General features: G+C 55.8%; 17 protein-coding genes. 2 read left to right on the forward strand and 15 right to left on the reverse strand.

Translation table 11 applies throughout. The features are described from left to right. Positions 1-41: 41 nt before the first annotated feature. Positions 42-1,022, reverse strand: a complete 981-nt coding sequence (locus O2N63_RS10545) for a membrane dipeptidase (RefSeq protein ID WP_271054233.1) — start codon at positions 1,020-1,022, stop codon at positions 42-44. Beyond that, positions 1,022-2,470, reverse strand: a complete 1,449-nt coding sequence (locus O2N63_RS10550) for an aldehyde dehydrogenase family protein (RefSeq protein WP_271054234.1) — start codon at positions 2,468-2,470, stop codon at positions 1,022-1,024. The genes O2N63_RS10545 and O2N63_RS10550 overlap by 1 nt, the downstream gene beginning before the upstream one ends. Before the next feature lie 119 nt (positions 2,471-2,589). Here O2N63_RS10550 and O2N63_RS10555 point away from each other — a divergent pair, with 119 nt between their 5' ends. Continuing rightward, positions 2,590-3,501 (forward strand): LysR family transcriptional regulator, encoded by a 912-nt coding sequence (locus tag O2N63_RS10555; RefSeq protein WP_271054235.1) that lies wholly within the window; start codon positions 2,590-2,592, stop codon positions 3,499-3,501. After that, on the forward strand, positions 3,498-4,502 hold the full coding sequence (locus tag O2N63_RS10560; protein ID WP_271054236.1) for a GlxA family transcriptional regulator: 1,005 nt from the start codon (positions 3,498-3,500) through the stop codon (positions 4,500-4,502). The genes O2N63_RS10555 and O2N63_RS10560 overlap by 4 nt, the downstream gene beginning before the upstream one ends. Here O2N63_RS10560 and O2N63_RS10565 read toward each other — a convergent pair whose 3' ends face one another. The 13 genes from O2N63_RS10565 to soxC all read right to left on the reverse strand — a co-directional run bounded on the left by O2N63_RS10565 (position 4,503) and on the right by soxC (position 16,687). After that, positions 4,503-5,066 carry a sarcosine oxidase subunit gamma gene (locus O2N63_RS10565; protein WP_271054237.1) on the reverse strand — a complete coding sequence of 188 codons (564 nt, stop codon included), beginning with the start codon at positions 5,064-5,066 and terminating at the stop codon, positions 4,503-4,505. Further along, entirely contained in the window at positions 5,059-8,013 is a 2,955-nt protein-coding gene (locus tag O2N63_RS10570) for a sarcosine oxidase subunit alpha family protein (protein WP_271054238.1), read from the reverse strand. The genes O2N63_RS10565 and O2N63_RS10570 overlap by 8 nt, the downstream gene beginning before the upstream one ends. Beyond that, positions 8,010-8,306: a sarcosine oxidase subunit delta gene (locus O2N63_RS10575; protein ID WP_271054239.1), complete on the reverse strand. Its 297-nt coding sequence runs from the start codon at positions 8,304-8,306 to the stop codon at positions 8,010-8,012. The genes O2N63_RS10570 and O2N63_RS10575 overlap by 4 nt, the downstream gene beginning before the upstream one ends. Before the next feature lie 10 nt (positions 8,307-8,316). Continuing rightward, positions 8,317-9,567: a sarcosine oxidase subunit beta family protein gene (locus O2N63_RS10580; protein WP_271054240.1), complete on the reverse strand. Its 1,251-nt coding sequence runs from the start codon at positions 9,565-9,567 to the stop codon at positions 8,317-8,319. Positions 9,568-9,791: 224 nt separating this feature from the next. Next, on the reverse strand, positions 9,792-10,559 hold the full coding sequence (locus O2N63_RS10585) for an SDR family NAD(P)-dependent oxidoreductase (protein ID WP_271054241.1): 768 nt from the start codon (positions 10,557-10,559) through the stop codon (positions 9,792-9,794). A gap of 327 nt (positions 10,560-10,886) precedes the next feature. Beyond that, positions 10,887-11,222 carry a TIGR01244 family sulfur transferase gene (locus tag O2N63_RS10590; protein ID WP_271054242.1) on the reverse strand — a complete coding sequence of 112 codons (336 nt, stop codon included), beginning with the start codon at positions 11,220-11,222 and terminating at the stop codon, positions 10,887-10,889. Between the two features lie 39 nt (positions 11,223-11,261). Continuing rightward, the gene (locus O2N63_RS10595; protein ID WP_271054243.1) at positions 11,262-12,149 is read right to left on the reverse strand and encodes an MBL fold metallo-hydrolase; all 888 of its coding nucleotides are present in this window, start codon (positions 12,147-12,149) and stop codon (positions 11,262-11,264) included. 20 nt (positions 12,150-12,169) lie between these two features. Next, a complete protein-coding gene (locus O2N63_RS10600; RefSeq protein ID WP_271054244.1) occupies positions 12,170-12,616 on the reverse strand; it encodes a YeeE/YedE family protein in 447 nt (148 codons plus the stop codon). A 1-nt stretch (position 12,617) separates the two neighbouring features. Further along, entirely contained in the window at positions 12,618-13,049 is a 432-nt protein-coding gene (locus O2N63_RS10605) for a YeeE/YedE family protein (protein WP_271054245.1), read from the reverse strand. A gap of 63 nt (positions 13,050-13,112) precedes the next feature. Further along, positions 13,113-13,571 (reverse strand): DUF302 domain-containing protein, encoded by a 459-nt coding sequence (locus O2N63_RS10610; protein ID WP_271054246.1) that lies wholly within the window; start codon positions 13,569-13,571, stop codon positions 13,113-13,115. A 120-nt stretch (positions 13,572-13,691) separates the two neighbouring features. Next, positions 13,692-14,261, reverse strand: coding sequence for a thioredoxin family protein (locus O2N63_RS10615; protein WP_271054247.1), 570 nt, complete (start codon positions 14,259-14,261; stop codon positions 13,692-13,694). Between the two features lie 121 nt (positions 14,262-14,382). Then, complete coding sequence (locus O2N63_RS10620) at positions 14,383-15,420, reverse strand: c-type cytochrome (RefSeq protein WP_271054248.1); 1,038 nt, start codon at positions 15,418-15,420, stop codon at positions 14,383-14,385. Next, positions 15,404-16,687, reverse strand: a complete 1,284-nt coding sequence (gene soxC, locus O2N63_RS10625) for a sulfite dehydrogenase (protein ID WP_271054249.1) — start codon at positions 16,685-16,687, stop codon at positions 15,404-15,406. The genes O2N63_RS10620 and soxC overlap by 17 nt, the downstream gene beginning before the upstream one ends. Positions 16,688-16,774: the final 87 nt, after the last annotated feature.

Here is a 16,774-nt window from a genome sequence, read left to right on the forward strand (position 1 = left end):
CTGTTCGCTCCGGACCAAAAGTTTCACTCTCCCCGGATCCGTCAGCGTCCTGCTTGCGGACCAAAGTTCTCTGCAAAAAAGCGGTACCAGTTACCGCCCATAATCCCGGCGACCTCATCAGCGCTCAAGCCAATGTCGCGCAGGCCCATTTCGATGTTTCCGAAGTGGCGATTGTCCTCGAACCAGCTGGGCATCGGCGGGAAACCGGGCGCGGATTTCGATCCTTCGCCATAGTCGATTTCCTTGGTCCAGCGCCCCACACGCATCCATTCGACGATGCTGTCGGGCTGGTCCTGGCAAAGATCGGTGCCAATCCCCAGATGCTCCACCCCGTATTTATCTGCGGTGCGCGCAATCATCTCGCAGAAGCTTTCCAACGTGCAGTCGGATTTGTCCTTGAGGTGGTGCGGATAGACCGAGAACCCGAGCATGCCACCATTTTCGGTAACGGCCCGGATCACATTGTCTTTTTTGTTGCGCAGGGCCGGCGACCATTCATGCGGATTGGCGTGAGTGATGGCAATCGGACGCTCGGAGAGCTCCGCCGCTTCAATGGTCGACCGGTCTGCGGAGTGGCTCATGTCCACCACCAGACCCACACGGTTCATCTCTTTGATGACCTGTTTGCCCATGCGGGTGATGCCCATATCCTCTGCCTCGTAACAGCCCGTCGCGAGAAGCGACTGATTGTTATAGGTAAGCTGCATAAAGCGCGCACCGAGGGTGTGCACGATTTCGACCAACCCGATGTCATCCTCAATCGGAGACGGGTTCTGAAAACCGAAAAACACCGCTGTTCGCCCGGTTTCACGGGCCACATCAATGTCACTGGCCCATTGGCCTTTCATGATCAGATCGGGATATTGCTCGAACCAGCGGTTCCACTTTTCAAAGTTCAGAACCGTTTCACGGAAGTTCTCGTGATACGAGATGGTGACGTGGATTGCATCCACGCCCCCCTCGCGAAGCTGGCGAAAGATCTTCTCCGACCAATTGGCATATTGAAGACCGTCGATCCGCATCAGACAGGACCAGCGCTGATATAGGCGGTTTTGACCGTGGTGTAGAACTCGGCTGCTGCCTTGCCCTGCTCACGCGGTCCGTAGGAGCTATCGCCACGGCCACCAAACGGCACGTGATAATCGGTGCCTGCGGTCGGCAAGTTGATGGTGACAACACCGGTCTGCGCATTGCGACGGAAATGGGTGGCGCGGGCCAGCGATTTGGTCACGATGCCCGAGGTCAGGCCGAAGTTGGTGTCATTCACCGTGGCCAGCGCTTCGTCATAGCTGCCCACTTTGATCACGGCTGTCAGCGGGGCAAACATTTCCTCGCGGTTGATGCGCATATCATTGGTGCTGTTCAGGAACACGCCCGGCGACATGTAGAAGCCGTCATGCGGCATCTCAAGCCGCGCACCACCACAGGCCAGCTCCGCACCTTCAGATTTGCCCAGATCCACATAAGCGAGGTTTTCGCGCAGCTGTTGTTCGCTGACCACCGGCCCCATCTGGGTGCCCTCTTCCAGCGCGTGGCCCACTTTCATCGCCTGCGTACCAGCCACCAGTTTCTCGACAAAAGCGTCATGGATGGCTTCGTGCACAACCAGACGCGAGCTTGCGGTACATTTCTGACCGGTGCCACCGAAGGCACCACCCAAGGCCAGGGTCACGGCCAGGTCCAGATCAGCGTCGTTCATCACGGCGAGCGCATTCTTCGAGCCCATTTCCATCTGCACTTTGGTCAGGTTCTGGATCGCAGCCGACGCAATGCCCTTGCCCACCGGCACCGAACCGGTGAAGGAGATCGCGTTTACTTTCGGGCTTTCCACCAGACGCTGACCGACCGAGCGACCCGCGCCCATGACCAGCGAGAACAGACCCTTCGGGATGTCCTGACGGTTGATGATTTCGGCCAATGCAACTGCCGAGGCGGGCGTTACATTGGCTGGCTTCCATACCACGGCATTGCCATAGCACAGTGCCGGAGCAATTTTCCAAGACGCGGTGGCCGTCGGAAAGTTCCAGGGCGAGATGATCGCCACGGTGCCAACGGCTTCGCGGCGCACGTCAATCTCGATGTCCGGGCGCACCGAGTCTGCGTTCTCACCGATCTGACGCAGGCATTCAGCGGCGTAATAAGTGAAGAACTGACCGGCGCGATAGACCTCGCCTTTACCTTCCGCAAAAGGTTTCCCCTCTTCGCGGGCCAGCAGGGTGCCAAGCTCTTCGCAGCGCGCAATCAGCTCGTTACCAATCGCCATCAGAACCGCCTGCTTACGCTCCATGCCATAGGCAGCCCATTCTTTTTGGGCGATACGCGCCTGATCAAGGGTCGCTTCCAACTGGTCGCCGCTGGCTTGAGCAAAGACACCGACCAGATCGGACAGATCCGATGGGTTGCGGTTTTCGATTTCACCTTCACCGGTCAGCCATTCGCCAGCAATCAGGTTTTTTTGGATATCAGTCATGGATGTGTCGCCTCACACAGAATTCAGTTTCCTTAGGTATGGACTTTCCAGCACGCTTCAATCAAACTCAAATTACTGAAGGTTATTTCAATAATATTGAATCCCAGTTTTGTGAGAAGATGATGGCGCTGAAAATCGAAATGCTGCGAGGATTTGCGACCGTAGCCCGAAGCGGCAATCTGAGTGACGCAGCAGACACACTCGGACGCACCCCCTCTGCGGTTTCAATGATGCTGAAACAGTTGGAAAGCCATCTGGGCGAACCGCTGTTTGAAACCGACCGCAAAAACAAGCTTACTGCGCTAGGCGCCTTTGTGCTGGAGCAAGCCGAACGCGAATTGCAACAGTTCGACAACACCGTGAAAGCAATTGAAGGTTTCGCCAAAGCGACACATGGACACGTCCGCATTGCGACGGTCCCCTCCGTAGCGGGCACAATCATTCCCCAGGTATTTTCCCGTTATATCAATGATTTCAGCAATGTTGATATTGAGATCCGTGATATGGATTCAAGTTCAATCCTTCATGAATTGTCCCGTGATCGGATCGATATCGGAATCGCTACAATCGGAGAGAACAGTGTTGGTCTGCACAGCAGGCATTTGCTGTCTGATGCATTTGGCGTGATCTGTGCGCCGGACCATCCATTGGCCTCCAGCGCCGCCCCGATCGAATGGGCCGAGCTTCAGGGCGAGCGCCTGATTGCCAATAGCCTGTCAGCTGGGATCACTGCGCCTGAATCTCGGGAATTGCATGCAAAGGCGCTTCTGTCGGCCCATAACCTGACCTCGATTATGGGGATGGTGCGGGCAAATATTGGCATTACCATCCTACCAGAAATGGCGGTCAGGGCTGCCAATTCTGATAACCTGATATTCAAGCCTCTGGCCGACCAGCAAGCCAAGCGCCAAATCCACTTGTTGCGTCGCGCTGATTCGGCGATTTCACCCGCTGCCCGGTTGCTGGAAGAGCATATTCTTGAATGTGCCGCAGAAATGGCGCCGGGTGCCAGAGCACGGGATTTGTCATGACTGATACCCGTCCTCCTTACACACTCGGCATACTGATTTTTCCGGGCTTCCCAATGGCCTGCCTGACGTCCTGCATCGAACCGCTGCGCGCCGCAAATGAGATCTCGGGGACAGAGGCGTTTCGCTGGGCGGTCATCGCTGAAAACGAAGGTCCGGTGGAATCATCAGCCGGCGTGACATTTTCTCCTGACAGCCAATTGTCCGACGCAATAGGGCTCGATTTGCTTCTGTTTACCGCCGGTCCTAACGCGCGGTTCGCGCAACTTCCCCGTGCCAATGCAGCACTTCACCGCATTCAGCGCAGCAAGACTCGCCTTGGATCAATCAGTGGCGGGGTGTTTGCGCTCGCCCGAACCGGGTTAACGGGTGATAATCCTCTGTCGGTGCACTGGTGCTACGAAGCCGCATTTCAGGCTGAATTTTCCGACATCCCGATCCAGAGCACGGTGATCTGCGAAGACGGGGCCTTTACCACCATTTCTGGCGCATCTGCGGCCTTTGATCATATGCTCACACTGATCGAGGAACGGTTGGGTGGTGATATCATGGCAGAGGTCGCCTGCTGGTTCCAGCACCCTTACGTTCGAAGCGCCGCCGCTGCGCAGACAACGCCGGCCTATGCGACCGCCAAAAGCCAGGACCTATTGCCCAAACCCGTCGCCAAAGCGATCGCGCAATTTGCAGAACATATCGAAAGCCCGATCCAGATCAGCGAGGTTGCGGATGCGATTGGCGTTTCCACCCGTTCACTGGAACGCAGTTTCAAAGAGGCCACGGGGCAAAGCCCATTGAAATATTACCGCAAAATGCGAATGGATCAGGCGCGACAACTGGTGCTCTACACCAATACTCCTGTGACAGAAGTGGCTTTCATGGTGGGATATGCAACGCCGGGGGCTTTCCTGCGACATTACCGCGAAACTTTTGGTCTCACGCCGATCAGCGACCGGCGTGCCAAAAACTCGATGCGGGTGAAATCGAGCGACGCGCTTCCGTCATGATCAACTGATGGACGTCGCCGCCGCCTTCAATGCATGATGCAAAGATGCCGCCGATGAGCGCGGGGCAATAACCGCCATCCGAGCATCCTCCAGCCGCCACAAAAATGCGCCCAGATGTTCCACCGTGCCACGGATCACATCACCGGTGTTCATCCGGCGCACGGGAACGTTGGACAACCGTTCGAAGAGGTCACCAAGCCTCTCGCCCGACACGTCGAACCGGCACCATCCATCGGTCTGCTCCACCACCGAAGCGCTGGTTCCGACCATTTGTTTCAACTCGGTCGCCAGCAATTCATGTTGGTCGTGATCTGCGACAATCATCCATTGATCCGGGCCGGTCCAAAGCGCGGTGAACTCTGATGTCTCAGTAGATTTTCCGACGTCCGGAAGGGTCAGCGATACGGCTTCAAGCAGCGCGGCATGCAGAGCTTTTTCCTGACCCAGACGTGCCGCAACCGAGGCCAGCGCCATGTTCACCACCTCCGTGATGGTTATCGTACCGATCTGATCTTCGCGCGAGGCATCTGCGCCCAAAGGCGTGATGGGTTTCAACTTATGCACGGAGCTTCTCCCCTTCCGGATCGACAAAATGCGGACTTACAATTTCCACCATAACCTCTTGACCTTCCAATGGATTTACCAACTTTAGCTGCTCTCCCACCCGATCAAATCCACCTTTTACAAAAGCCAACCCGATGGAGCTTTCCAAGATCGGTGAATAGGCAGCCGAGGTGACATAACCCTGATCATGCGCCGCATCCACCGGGCCTGTGGCATTCATCAGATGCCCTCCTGCAGGCACGGTTTTCGCCGCATTCACCGGACGCAATCCCACAAGGTTCAACGCATCTTCAGAGGTCATCCCGTCACGACGGCTCAGCACATTTCCGATGCAGTCTTTCTTGGTCGAAACCATGCGGCCCAGACCAAGGTTCAACGCAGTGGTGGTGCCATTCAGCTCATTGCCCGCCGCATGACCCTTTTCAATCCGCATCACGCCAAGCGCCTCGGTGCCATAGGGCACCACGTCAAACTCTTCACCTGCCACCATCATCTCGCGCATCAGCGCATCACCGTAACGGGTCGGCACGGCGATTTCATAGGCCAGCTCCCCGGAAAACGAGATACGGAACAGCCGTGCACGGCACCCACCACAGACGGTGATTTCACCACAAGCCATAAAGGGGAACGCCTCGTTTGAAATATCAAACTCCGGGTCCACGATCTTTTGCAAAAGCTTACGTGCATTGGGACCAGCCACCGCATATTGCGCCCAGGCCTCGGTGGTGGAAATCAGCTGCACATCCAGATCAGGCCAGAGGCATTGGCGGGCAAATTCCATATTGCGATAGACCCCAACTGCATTGGCAGTCGTGGTGGTCACAACAAAATGATCCTCTGCTAAACGGGCGGCAGTGCCGTCGTCATAAGCCACACCATCTTCGCGCAGCATAAGCCCGTAACGCACCTTGCCCACCGGCAGCTTGGCAAATCCATTGGCGTAGATCTTGTTCAAAAACTCAGCTGCATCAGCACCTTGCACATCGATCTTACCAAGCGTGGTCACGTCGCAGATGCCCACCGATTTACGGGTTTGAAGAACTTCGCGGTCCACAGATTGGCGCCAATGGGTTTCACCCGCTTTCGGGAACCACTGCGTCCGAAGCCAGTTGCCCACTTCAACAAACTCTGCCCCCTGTTCCTCGGCCCATTTGTGGCTGGGTGTAAGGCGGGTCGGGTGAAAGTCTTTGCCCACAGCACGGCCTGCCAAAGCCCCCATTGCAACGGGCGTATAGGGAGGGCGGAAAATGGTGGTGCCGGTTTCGGGGATCGATTTGCCGGTGAGCTCCGCCATCACCGCAAGCGCGCCCATATTGGAGGTCTTGCCCTGATCTGTCGCCATGCCCAGTGTGGTATAGCGTTTCAGGTGCTCCACGGAAGTGAAGTTCTCCTGATGCGCAAGTTTCACGTCTTTCACGGTCACATCGTTCTGGAAATCGAGCCAAGCACGCTTTGCACCCTGCACATGCCAGAACGGGGTCATTGTAACGGGCGCGTCTTCGGCTTTGGGCAGATCAGCAGCTTTGGCATTGATGCCCAAATCAGCAAGTGCTTCCACGGCCTTGGCAGCCCCACCGGAGAGCGCGGCGTGTGTCGACATCTCTCCCATCGCTGCCCCGACCACAATTTGCCCAACCGGCAGCCCTTGCCCCGGCGCAAAAGCATGGATGTCCTCATTCCAGACAGGGCGACCGCGTTGATGGCATGTCAGGCCAAGGTTGGGATTCCACCCGCCGGACATGGCAAGTGCGCCGCATTTGATCTCGTGGGTTTGGCCATTGGCCAAGCGCACTGTTACAGATGTCAGACCCAGACGACCTTTTGTGTTGATGATCTGTGCGCCAGCGAGCACTTCCGTGCCTTCGATAGCGGGAGCATCCGGGCGGATATCCACCACGGCGGGCACGTCGACACCTTTCGCCATCAAGTCGCGCGCAGTTTGATGCGCATTGTCATTATTTCCAAAGACCACCACCGATTGCGCGGGCGTTGTGGCCCAGCGATTGGCATAGGCGCGGGTGGCACCCGCCAGCATCACGCCAGGGCGGTCGTTGTTTTCAAAGGCAATTGGGCGTTCAATCGCCCCGGTCGCCACCAAGGCCCGTTTTGAATAGATCCGCCAAAGCGTTTGGCGCGGCTTGCCAGCAGCGGGCGCGATCAGGTGGTCAGCATTGCGTTCTACCGCGCCGTAGACGCCATGATCATAAGCACCAAAGATGGTGGTGCGCGGCATCACACGGACATTGCCCATATTGGCCAGCTCTGCAGTGGCCTGCCCCACCCAATCAACTGCGGTCATGTCTAACAGCGGTTGGGTTTCCGCCAAAAGTCGCCCGCCCAATTGGAAATCCTCATCGGCGAGAATAACCTGCGCCCCTGCCCGACCTGCGGTGAGCGCCGCTGCAAGCCCCGCAGGCCCCGCGCCGATCACCAGCAGATCACAATGCAGAAAGCCCTTATCATAGGCATCCGGGTCCGCCTCTCCGGTCAGGCTGCCAAGGCCGGCCGCTCTGCGGATGATCGGCTCATAAAGCTTTTCCCAAAAGGCTTTCGGCCACATGAAGGTCTTGTAGTAAAACCCGGCACTGAGAAAGGTCGAGAAGCGATCATTGATGGCCATGAAATCGCGTTCCAGCGAGGGCCAGCGGTTTTGTGAATTGGCTTCAAGCCCGTCGTAAATCTCGGCCACCGTGGCGCGCGTATTCGGTTCCTGACGGCCACCGGAACGTAATTCGACCAGCGCGTTTGGCTCTTCCGACCCGGCGGTCAAAACACCGCGCGGGCGGTGATATTTGAACGACCGGCCCATCAGACGCACACCGTTGGCCAAAAGGGCCGAGGCCAGCGTGTCGCCTTCAAACCCCTGATAGTTCTTGCCATCAAAAGTGAATGTCACTGGGGCCGCGCGATTGATCTGCCCCCCTGTAAGACGGTTGATCTGACTCATTGCAGAACCTCCGGTTTGGGACGAGCTTTGGCCACGTCGCGGGCCAGTTCGACCTTGGTGATCTCATGTGTCACCGTGTTACGGGTGACAACCAGCCAAGAGCGATCCCCCTGCTCGTGGAACCACAACTCGCGGTGTTTCCCTGCCGGGTTGTCACGCAGATACAGATAGTCGTGAAACTCGCGCAGGGCGTTTTCCGACAGCCAATACGGACGGTTGATCAAGCTGGCGTCACCCAGATAGGTAAATTCCTGCGCGTCGCGCGGGCCGAGAAGCGGATGGTTGATGATCATCAGTCTGTCCTTAGTGCAGATTGGGTTGGGCGCCCTGGCCCTTTTCGTCAATCATGTGACCGGTCATGAACCGGTCCAGCCGATAGGCTGTGGCGATGTCATGCGGGCGGTCGGTTTTCAGAAGATGGGCGAAGCAATAGCCCGCCGCTGGCGTCGCCTTGAACCCGCCATAACACCAGCCGCCGTTGAAATAGAGCCCGTCGATATGGGTCTTGTCGATATAGGGCGAGCCGTCCATCGACATGTCCATGATGCCACCCCAGCTGCGCAGAAGGCGCGCGCGCCCAAGGGCCGGAATAAGCGACATGCCACTTTCGATCACGTCCTCAACCACCGGCAGGTTTCCCCGCTGAGCATAGGAATTATACATGTCGATATCGCCACCAAACACCAACCCACCCTTGTCAGACTGGCTGCAATAGAAATGCCCGGCCCCATAGGTGATGACACCGGGAATGAAAGGTTTTAGCCCTTCGGACACAAATGCCTGCAACACATGGCTTTCAATCGGCAGGCGCATCCCGGCCAACGCCATCACACGGCTTGAATTGCCCGCAACCGAGACGCCAACCTTCTTTGCGCCGATAAACCCACGTGAGGTTTCAACACCCAGACATTTACCACCTTCGATACGGAACCCGGTCACTTCGCAGTTCTGGATGATGTCCACACCGCGCATATCCGCGCCACGCGCATAGCCCCAGGCCACCGCGTCATGGCGCACGGTGCCGCCACGGCGATGCAGAAGGCCACCTTTGATCGGGAAACGCGCGTCGTCGAAATTCAGGAAAGGGTACATGGCACGCACGCCGTCGGTGTCCAAATGCTCGGCATCCGACCCGTTCAGGATCATCGCATTGCCGCGCCGGCGCGCTGCATCCCGCTGCGCGTCCGTATGCACGAGGTTCAGAATACCCCGCTGACTGACCATCGCATTATAGTTCAGATCCTGTTCGAGGTTTTCCCACATCTTGAGGGACATCTCGTAAAACGGTTCGTTGCCATCCAGCAGGTAATTCGAGCGGACGATCGTGGTGTTGCGCCCCACATTGCCGCCACCGATCCAACCCTTTTCCAGCACTGCAATGCGCGCACCGCCAAACTCTTTCGCCAGATAATAGGCCGTGGCCAACCCGTGCCCGCCACCACCAATAATCACATAGTCATAGGCCGATTGCGGAGCAGGATCGCGCCATTGCGGTCGCCATCCCTTGTGCCCGGTCAGGCTTTCCTTGATCAATCTCAAAGCAGAATATCGCATGAGGGCTCCTGTTCTTTCTTCCCCTATAAACAGGGATATTGAACAAGAGTGCATTTGCGGTTTCGGACAAGATTGACGTCAAAATCGACAGAAAGATCGGGGAGCGTGGGCGAAGAATCGCCCCATGACGCCACATCCAAGTGGTTTCAAAATGGTTTTGTAAAAAGAGAAAAGGCAGGCCGCGGCAGCGGCATGCCCTTTTAAGTCAGAACCAATTCACCAACTTAACGTGGTGCCATTCTTACGGCACCATCCAGGCGGATCACTTCACCGTTCAGCATCGAATTTTCAACAATATGGCGTGCCATGGCAGCAAATTCATTCGGATCTCCCAGACGCGACGGAAACGGAACTTGAGCTCCCAGGCTGTCCTGAATCTCTTGCGGGAGCCCAGCCACCATTGGTGTCTTGAAAATTCCCGGAGCGATGGTCATCACACGAATACCATCGCGCATCAGGTCGCGGGCCATCGGAAGGGTCATTCCCACAACGCCACCTTTTGATGCCGCATAGGCGAGCTGACCGATCTGGCCATCGAACGCCGCAATCGACGCGGTATTGATGATCACGCCGCGTTCGCCATCGTCGGTCACCGGATCAACCGTCGCCATCCCTGCGGCGGCTTGGCTCGCACAGTTGAACGTGCCAATCAGATTGACCCCGATGGTCTTGGCATAGAGGCCCGGGTCATGGGGTTCCCCTTTCGACTGGGTTTTTGACGCGGGTGCGATGCCTGCGCAGCTGACCATGATCCGTTCCTGACCGTGGGCGGCGCGCAATGTCTTGAACCCTTCCGCTACCGAAGCGGGGTCTGAAACATCCACCTTGGCAAAAGCCCCACCAATCTCGGCGGCCATCGCGGTGCCAGTTTCTTCATTCAGATCGAATATTCCAACCTTTGCACCTGCTGACGCAAGCGCTTTGGCAACAGCCCCGCCTAGTCCAGACGCCCCGCCAGAAACAACGACAACGGTGTTTTCGGTAATCTGCATTTGGGGCCCCTCTTAGATTTCTGATCATGTGACTTGGCCCCGCCTAACATTAATTGCACAACCGTTCAATTCACCCCAAAAAGTTACGCAGCGTCCCCCTGCCCTTTGCTTTCACGGCCATGACCAAGCTGATCCCGGTCTCATTCAGCAGATCGCCACCAAAGGGTTGGTGCCCTATGAACCAGAGGTGTACAGCCGCCCCCCTATCACAGGTCCGCACATGCCGGGCCATTGCGCCAAGGCGCTTGTCGGTCTTCAACAGCTGGTGTCCTTAATAAAAAGAAGAACGCATGTGTTAATGCGCAGCTGTTTTCGGGACGTAGAAATTTAGCTATGCGCCTGAGCCATGTTCCACAGAATTTCGCATCGCGTCCCGGACCGACAATAGGCGAAGACAGGACCCTCGCTATTTTCCACGACACGAGCGAATTCTGCGACCACGGACAGTGCATCCTCACGATTGCTCATGGGCAGAAAGCTTGTCGCCATCCCCTGTTCTTCAGCCGCTCCGCGGATTTCATCCCAGTTTGGCTGCCCAAGGTCTTCACCATCCGGTCGGTTGCAAACCAGCGTGGTATACCCAGCATCCTTAATTGCGACCACATCTGACACGGCGATCTGCGCTGCCACCGTAACTTTATCGCAGAGTTTCTTTGCCATCATTTGCCTGCCCCTTTTAAGCGCACTTCTGAACCAACGGTTTCAGAGCGTGTTCACCGGCACTTTAAGGAATGTTCGTCCATCCTCATCCGCCGGTGGCATTTCTCCCGCGCGCATATTTACCTGAAGAGAAGGGATGATCAACTTCGGCATATCAAGTTGCGCGTCCCTTTCGGTGCGAAAATTGACAAATTCTTCCTTCGTCTTGCCGCCACCGACATGGATATTGTGCGCTTTTTCATCAGCAACGGTGGTTTCCCACCGAATATCGCGCCCGTTCGGCCCGTAGTCGTGACACATGAACAGGCGTGTTTCATCGGGAAGTGTCAGCACCTTCTGGATCGAATCATATAGTTCTCCGGCATCTCCGCCGGGGAAATCTGCCCGCGCAGATCCACCGTCAGGCATAAAGAGCGTGTCACCCGCAAAAGCAACGTCTCCCATCACATGCACCATACAGGCAGGCGTATGGCCAGGCGTATGCATTGCGAACGCAGGCAGGTTACCAATCGTGTAAGTGTCGCCATCTTCAAACAGCCGATCAAACTGGCTGCCATCGCGCTGGAACTCCGTGCCCTCGTTGAAGATTTTACCAAACACATCCTGTACCACGATGATCTGAGACCCGATCCCGATCTTGCCACCCAGCTGGCCTTGGATATAGGGCGCGGCCGACAGGTGGTCCGCATGGACATGGGTTTCAATGAGCCATTCGAGCTTCAGATCATTTTCGCGAATGTAGTCGATGATCTGATCAGCATTGTCATAGGTAATGCGACCGGCGAAATAGTCGATATCCATCACACTGTCGATCACAGCGCAGGCCTCGGACGTCGGGTCCTTCACCACATAGGAAATGGTATTTGTTGCCGGATCAAAGAAAGCTTTGACCTCCGGTACACTTGCGGTGTTGATGGGATAGGCACTCATGCTGCGTCCTTTCCTGAGATTTATTGCCCTTGTGGTCCGGTTTCATGGCGTCTGGCCTGATGGGATATGGCCCAACGGGCGACGAGTAGCCCGGCCACCAGGGAAATCATGAATATCAGCACATCCTGATTGCCCGTTGACAAAACCGGCAAGGCCGCACCGGGACAGAACCCTGCCAGCCCCCATCCCAAGCCAAACGTTGCACTCCCAAGGACCAGTTTGCGGTCAATAAGCTGTGTTCCCGGCAGAGAAAACACCTCAGAGAACACAGGATGTGTGCGTTTAAATACAAGGCGGTAGCCCGGAATTGTGACCAGAAGCGCCCCGCCCATGACAAAGCCAAGGCTTGGGTCCCATATACCTGCAACATCGAAAAAATTCAAAACCTTGGCAGGGTTGGCCATTCCCGATATCGAAATCCCGAGACCGAAGATCAATCCTGTTGTGAAGATAACGATCAAATGCATGTCACCCTCCCACCACGTGGCGCACAAGGAACACCATCACCGCAGTCCCAGCCATAAAGCAGATTGTAGCGACAATGGAACGCGGCGAAAACCGCGCCAAACCGCAAACACCATGCCCCGATGTGCAGCCCGACCCGAATGTTACTCCGATCCCGACGACAAAACCCCCGATAATCATTGATGCGCGACTGACTGGCACCTCAATTGCAGGGAGACCCCCGGTGATGAAGTAATACACCAGAGGACCGCACATCATTCCGGCAAGAATGGTTGCACGCCAAGACCAGTCGCCTGAACTTTGCGGCGACAGAAACCCTGTCAGAATACCCGTTGCACCGAGCACATTTCCACGCGCCCACATCAAAAGTACAGATGCGGCCCCAATCAAAAGCCCCCCGAACGTGGACGCCAAAGGCGTGAATTCCGTTTCCATTGCGAACTTCTCCGTGGTTTCCTCTAACCTACATCAACATCCAGCAGGTTGGTACCTCCGGCTTTATTCCGACACGGCTTCCTGTACAATGCCATCAAGCAGGGCCTGAACCTCTTGCATCTCACCTTCTGGAAAGGTGCGGTAACCCACTTCAACAGCGCCCTCGTGATCAGACACGAAAATACCATATGGGCAATATGCCAAATTTGAGGGATCGACCTCCATCACTTTACGACTGAGCACTGCCGAGCAGAAGATAAAGATATTTGCATTGTCGTAGAGTTTAACGTCCGAGCCCACATCTTTGCCGGTGCGCTCCAGCATATCCCCCACATAACTGATATAATCAATCTTCAACCCCGCCCCGACAATAGCGCTTTCCACAGCGAATGTTGCATCATCAAAGTCACCGTCGAACTTATAGGTGATTGAGCCCCCGTGATCCATTTTACCATGGCTATCAGCAAAGACAGGAAGGGCCAGACAAAGCCCGGCGGCAGCTACGGTCAGAATTTTGCGCATAAGTAAATCTTTCTTAAACAGAGGTTGCAGTTATGCGCTGCCCAACAGCGAGCGCAGCGTATCATAAACATATTCATTAGTAAGCATATTTGCAATAAATTCCGCCGGATCAAATCCGATTCACCAAACATCAGGGGTCAGCCCCTGATCAGCCAACTCTTGAAACCTGTCCTGCAAATATCTCTGGAAAACCTGGGTTTCATAGGCATCCGAGCTGACAAATTCGAGTGACTTCAAAAAGTGGAAAGGTTTGAAATAACCCGGCATGCGAAAGACCTCGCTCGGGGTGCCATCTTCCAACGAAAACATCAGGACTGTTGGCGTGAAATTGACCCCCCAAGAAGCAGCCAATTCGCGCTCTTCCCATACAACACCCTCAAAATCCGTCACCTCGCGCGATCCCCAAAGATTGAGTTGCACCACCAGAAAGTTTTCGGTCAGATGGTTGATGATTTCTTCCCGTTCGAAATTCACAAGGTGCATTTCGCGGCAATAGGGGCAACCTTTCTGCTCAAAGATCACCATCAGATCCTTGCCAGCCTCCTGCGCCTCAGTCAGGTCATCGACAAGCTCGAAGAAACTTTCGGTGAAGAAGGGTTGCAGATACAGGCCGTCATCGCCCATCTCGGCAGCCTCCAGGGGGAGGAATGACAAGACGACGAGAGTGAGTGCGTAAATGATCCGATCCATATTGGCCCTCCCGTGCCGACTAATCATTGCAACCACTTTACCATGAACGGAGTGAATTCCCAAAACCGGGAAAGGAAAACACCGCAGATTAACAGCGGTATCTTCCCGTATTATCAGCCGCTTATTGGCTGTTTGCCTTAAGAAACTCCAGAATGGCTGCCATGTCTTTCTCTTTCTTCAAACCGGCAAAGCTCATTTTCGTGCCCTTGAGGTATTTACGCGGATTGGCAAGATACCCTGACAGCGTTTCTTCGTTCCACACGGCACCGGTTTCACCAAGCGCTTTCATCGGTTTGGAATATTTGAACCCGTCCACCGCAGCCGCCTGACGGCCCCAGATGCCATTCAGGATTGGACCGGCGCCATTTTTGGCCCCCTCGCCCACCTTGTGACACGCCTTGCATTTCTTGAACACCTTGGCCCCTTTTTCCGCGAGATCGGCGTCAAATGTCACAGCGGCTTCGATGGCTTCAGTAGGGGCTTCTTCCGAAGGTGCAACTTCTGTCGCAGCGGTTTCACTCGACACGGCACCAGCATTTGGATCCCCCGGAAAGACCACATTCTTGGTGATCTTTACGACCTCAGGCTTGCACCCTTCCATACAGCGATTGGTAAAGGCGCCATATTCGGTTTCTTCCCGCCCATCTACGATGAAGCCGTCGGAGTTGGGCATTTCGACCGACATGAACGTCTCTTTCGACAAGGTGAAATCTTCATCCACCAGATCGTTGGAGTAGAGTATATAGGCCACAATCGCGTAGACATCGTCGTTCGACATGGTCTGCGCCCCGCCAAACGGCATCGAGCGACGGACATAATCGAAGCTGGTCGAAAGATAGGGCCAGTAGCTGCCCACGGTTTTCAGCGGGTCTTCGTCGGCCAACGTATCGACCCCGCCTGCCAGTTTCGGCCAGTTCCCTGCCCCTTCGGCAAAATCGCCGTGGCAGGCGGCACAATGTTCAGCAAACACCTCTTCGCCGGTCAAAACATCACCCTGGCCATCTGGCAGGTTTGATCCGTCTGGGAACACATCCAGGTTCCAGGCCGCAATTTCGGCTTCTGTAGCCTGACGGCCCAGCCCAAGTTTTTCGGCCATCACCGGTGCGGCGGTCAGGCTGGCAACGGCGGTGGCGATCAGGAGTTTAGGAAACTTCGACATTGTTCGCCTCTCCGTTTGCATTCACATGCCAGGTTTGGATGCAGTTGTTATGATAGATTGAGTTAAGCCCTCGCACCTCTCGCAGCTGGGTCTTGGTGGGCTGTACATAGCCGGTGTCATCCATCGCGCGCGACTGAAGGAACATCTCTTCCCCCTGCCAGTTGATGTCGAGATAGAACCGGCTCATCGCCATTGGCTTTCCGGGTTCTGCCAATCGTGCCTCTTGCCAGGTCACACCGCCATCCAGCGACACATCCACCGCGGTGATTGCCCCACGTCCTGACCAGGCCAGACCGGTGATGACCAGTGGGCCCTTTCCATGTTTGATCGGCATTTGCGGACTGGGACTTGTGATCACGGATTTTGCATCCATCACCCAAGTCCATTTACGCGAGGTGCCATCCGCAAGCGTATCAGTGTATTTCGAGGTCTCTTCGCGGCTTTCCACCGGGCGATCCATGATCTCGATCCGGCGCAGCCATTTAACCCACATATTGCCTTCCCAGCCGGGAACAACCAGACGCACCGGGTAGCCATGCTCCATCCGCAGCGCTTCGCCATTGGCTTTGAAGGCGATCATGCAATCGTCCAGCGCCTTTTCCAGCGGAATGGACCGGCCATTTGAAGAGGCGTCCGCCCCCTCGACATAGACCCATTTGTCCTTGATGGCACCCATAGCGCCCAAACCTGCCTCTTCTAGAAGGGTGCGCAGCGTGACTCCTGTGTATTCCATATTATGGATCATTCCGTGAGTGTATTGAGAGCCATTTAGCTGCGCACCGGCCCATTCCATCCCCGTATTTGCGGCACATTCGAGAAAAAAGGTCTGCGTGACACGTGGAAAGCGTTCCAGATCTTCGTATGTAAAGACCAGCGGCGTATCGACCAATCCGTTGATCATCAGGCGATAGTCTTCTTTCTTCAACGTAATCGCGCCAGAATGATGACGTTCAAACGCACAGCCCTGCGGGGTGATTGTGCCATCCAGCGCATGGATCGGCGTGAAGTTGATCGAGCTGATCTGGTCTGCCGTCAGCCATTCCACGGTGCGGCGCACAACGTCGCCTTCATATTCGATCGGCATCCCATAGGGTGTCGCATCCACCCCATCTCCCAGACCGGACGTCCAGTCCTGCACCTCGGTGATCAGCGGGTCATCACTGGCCGCTTTAGCGGCTCCAACACTTCCAAGAGCCGCGCCGGTCGCAGCGGCCCCTTTCAGGAATGCGCGGCGTGAAGCCCCCTGTTTTGTCGAGCTGTCAACCATCTGGCATCTCTCCCATTACTAATCTAAACTCACCTATCCTCATGAACAGGCGGGAAAAATTGGCCCGGATACCGCAAGCATCCAGAC

The sequence above is a fragment of the Aliiroseovarius salicola genome (assembly GCF_027891095.1).
GTDB classification, from domain to species: Bacteria; Pseudomonadota; Alphaproteobacteria; order Rhodobacterales; family Rhodobacteraceae; genus Aliiroseovarius; species Aliiroseovarius salicola.

Bases quoted from the DNA above. Each gene is read 5' to 3' on its own strand.
- soxC (WP_271054249.1), bottom strand. From the start codon at position 16,687: ATGGTTGACAGCTCGACAAAACAGGGGGCTTCACGCCGCGCATTCCTG.
- O2N63_RS10615 (WP_271054247.1), bottom strand. From the start codon at position 14,261: ATGGATCGGATCATTTACGCACTCACTCTCGTCGTCTTGTCATTCCTC.
- O2N63_RS10585 (WP_271054241.1), bottom strand. From the start codon at position 10,559: ATGCAGATTACCGAAAACACCGTTGTCGTTGTTTCTGGCGGGGCGTCT.
- O2N63_RS10555 (WP_271054235.1), top strand. From the start codon at position 2,590: ATGATGGCGCTGAAAATCGAAATGCTGCGAGGATTTGCGACCGTAGCC.
- O2N63_RS10545 (WP_271054233.1), bottom strand. From the start codon at position 1,022: ATGCGGATCGACGGTCTTCAATATGCCAATTGGTCGGAGAAGATCTTT.
- O2N63_RS10570 (WP_271054238.1), bottom strand. From the start codon at position 8,013: ATGAGTCAGATCAACCGTCTTACAGGGGGGCAGATCAATCGCGCGGCC.
- O2N63_RS10580 (WP_271054240.1), bottom strand. From the start codon at position 9,567: ATGCGATATTCTGCTTTGAGATTGATCAAGGAAAGCCTGACCGGGCAC.
- O2N63_RS10620 (WP_271054248.1), bottom strand. From the start codon at position 15,420: ATGTCGAAGTTTCCTAAACTCCTGATCGCCACCGCCGTTGCCAGCCTG.
- O2N63_RS10550 (WP_271054234.1), bottom strand. From the start codon at position 2,470: ATGACTGATATCCAAAAAAACCTGATTGCTGGCGAATGGCTGACCGGT.
- O2N63_RS10560 (WP_271054236.1), top strand. From the start codon at position 3,498: ATGACTGATACCCGTCCTCCTTACACACTCGGCATACTGATTTTTCCG.
- O2N63_RS10600 (WP_271054244.1), bottom strand. From the start codon at position 12,616: ATGCATTTGATCGTTATCTTCACAACAGGATTGATCTTCGGTCTCGGG.
- O2N63_RS10590 (WP_271054242.1), bottom strand. From the start codon at position 11,222: ATGATGGCAAAGAAACTCTGCGATAAAGTTACGGTGGCAGCGCAGATC.
- O2N63_RS10595 (WP_271054243.1), bottom strand. From the start codon at position 12,149: ATGAGTGCCTATCCCATCAACACCGCAAGTGTACCGGAGGTCAAAGCT.
- O2N63_RS10610 (WP_271054246.1), bottom strand. From the start codon at position 13,571: ATGCGCAAAATTCTGACCGTAGCTGCCGCCGGGCTTTGTCTGGCCCTT.
- O2N63_RS10575 (WP_271054239.1), bottom strand. From the start codon at position 8,306: ATGATCATCAACCATCCGCTTCTCGGCCCGCGCGACGCGCAGGAATTT.
- O2N63_RS10605 (WP_271054245.1), bottom strand. From the start codon at position 13,049: ATGGAAACGGAATTCACGCCTTTGGCGTCCACGTTCGGGGGGCTTTTG.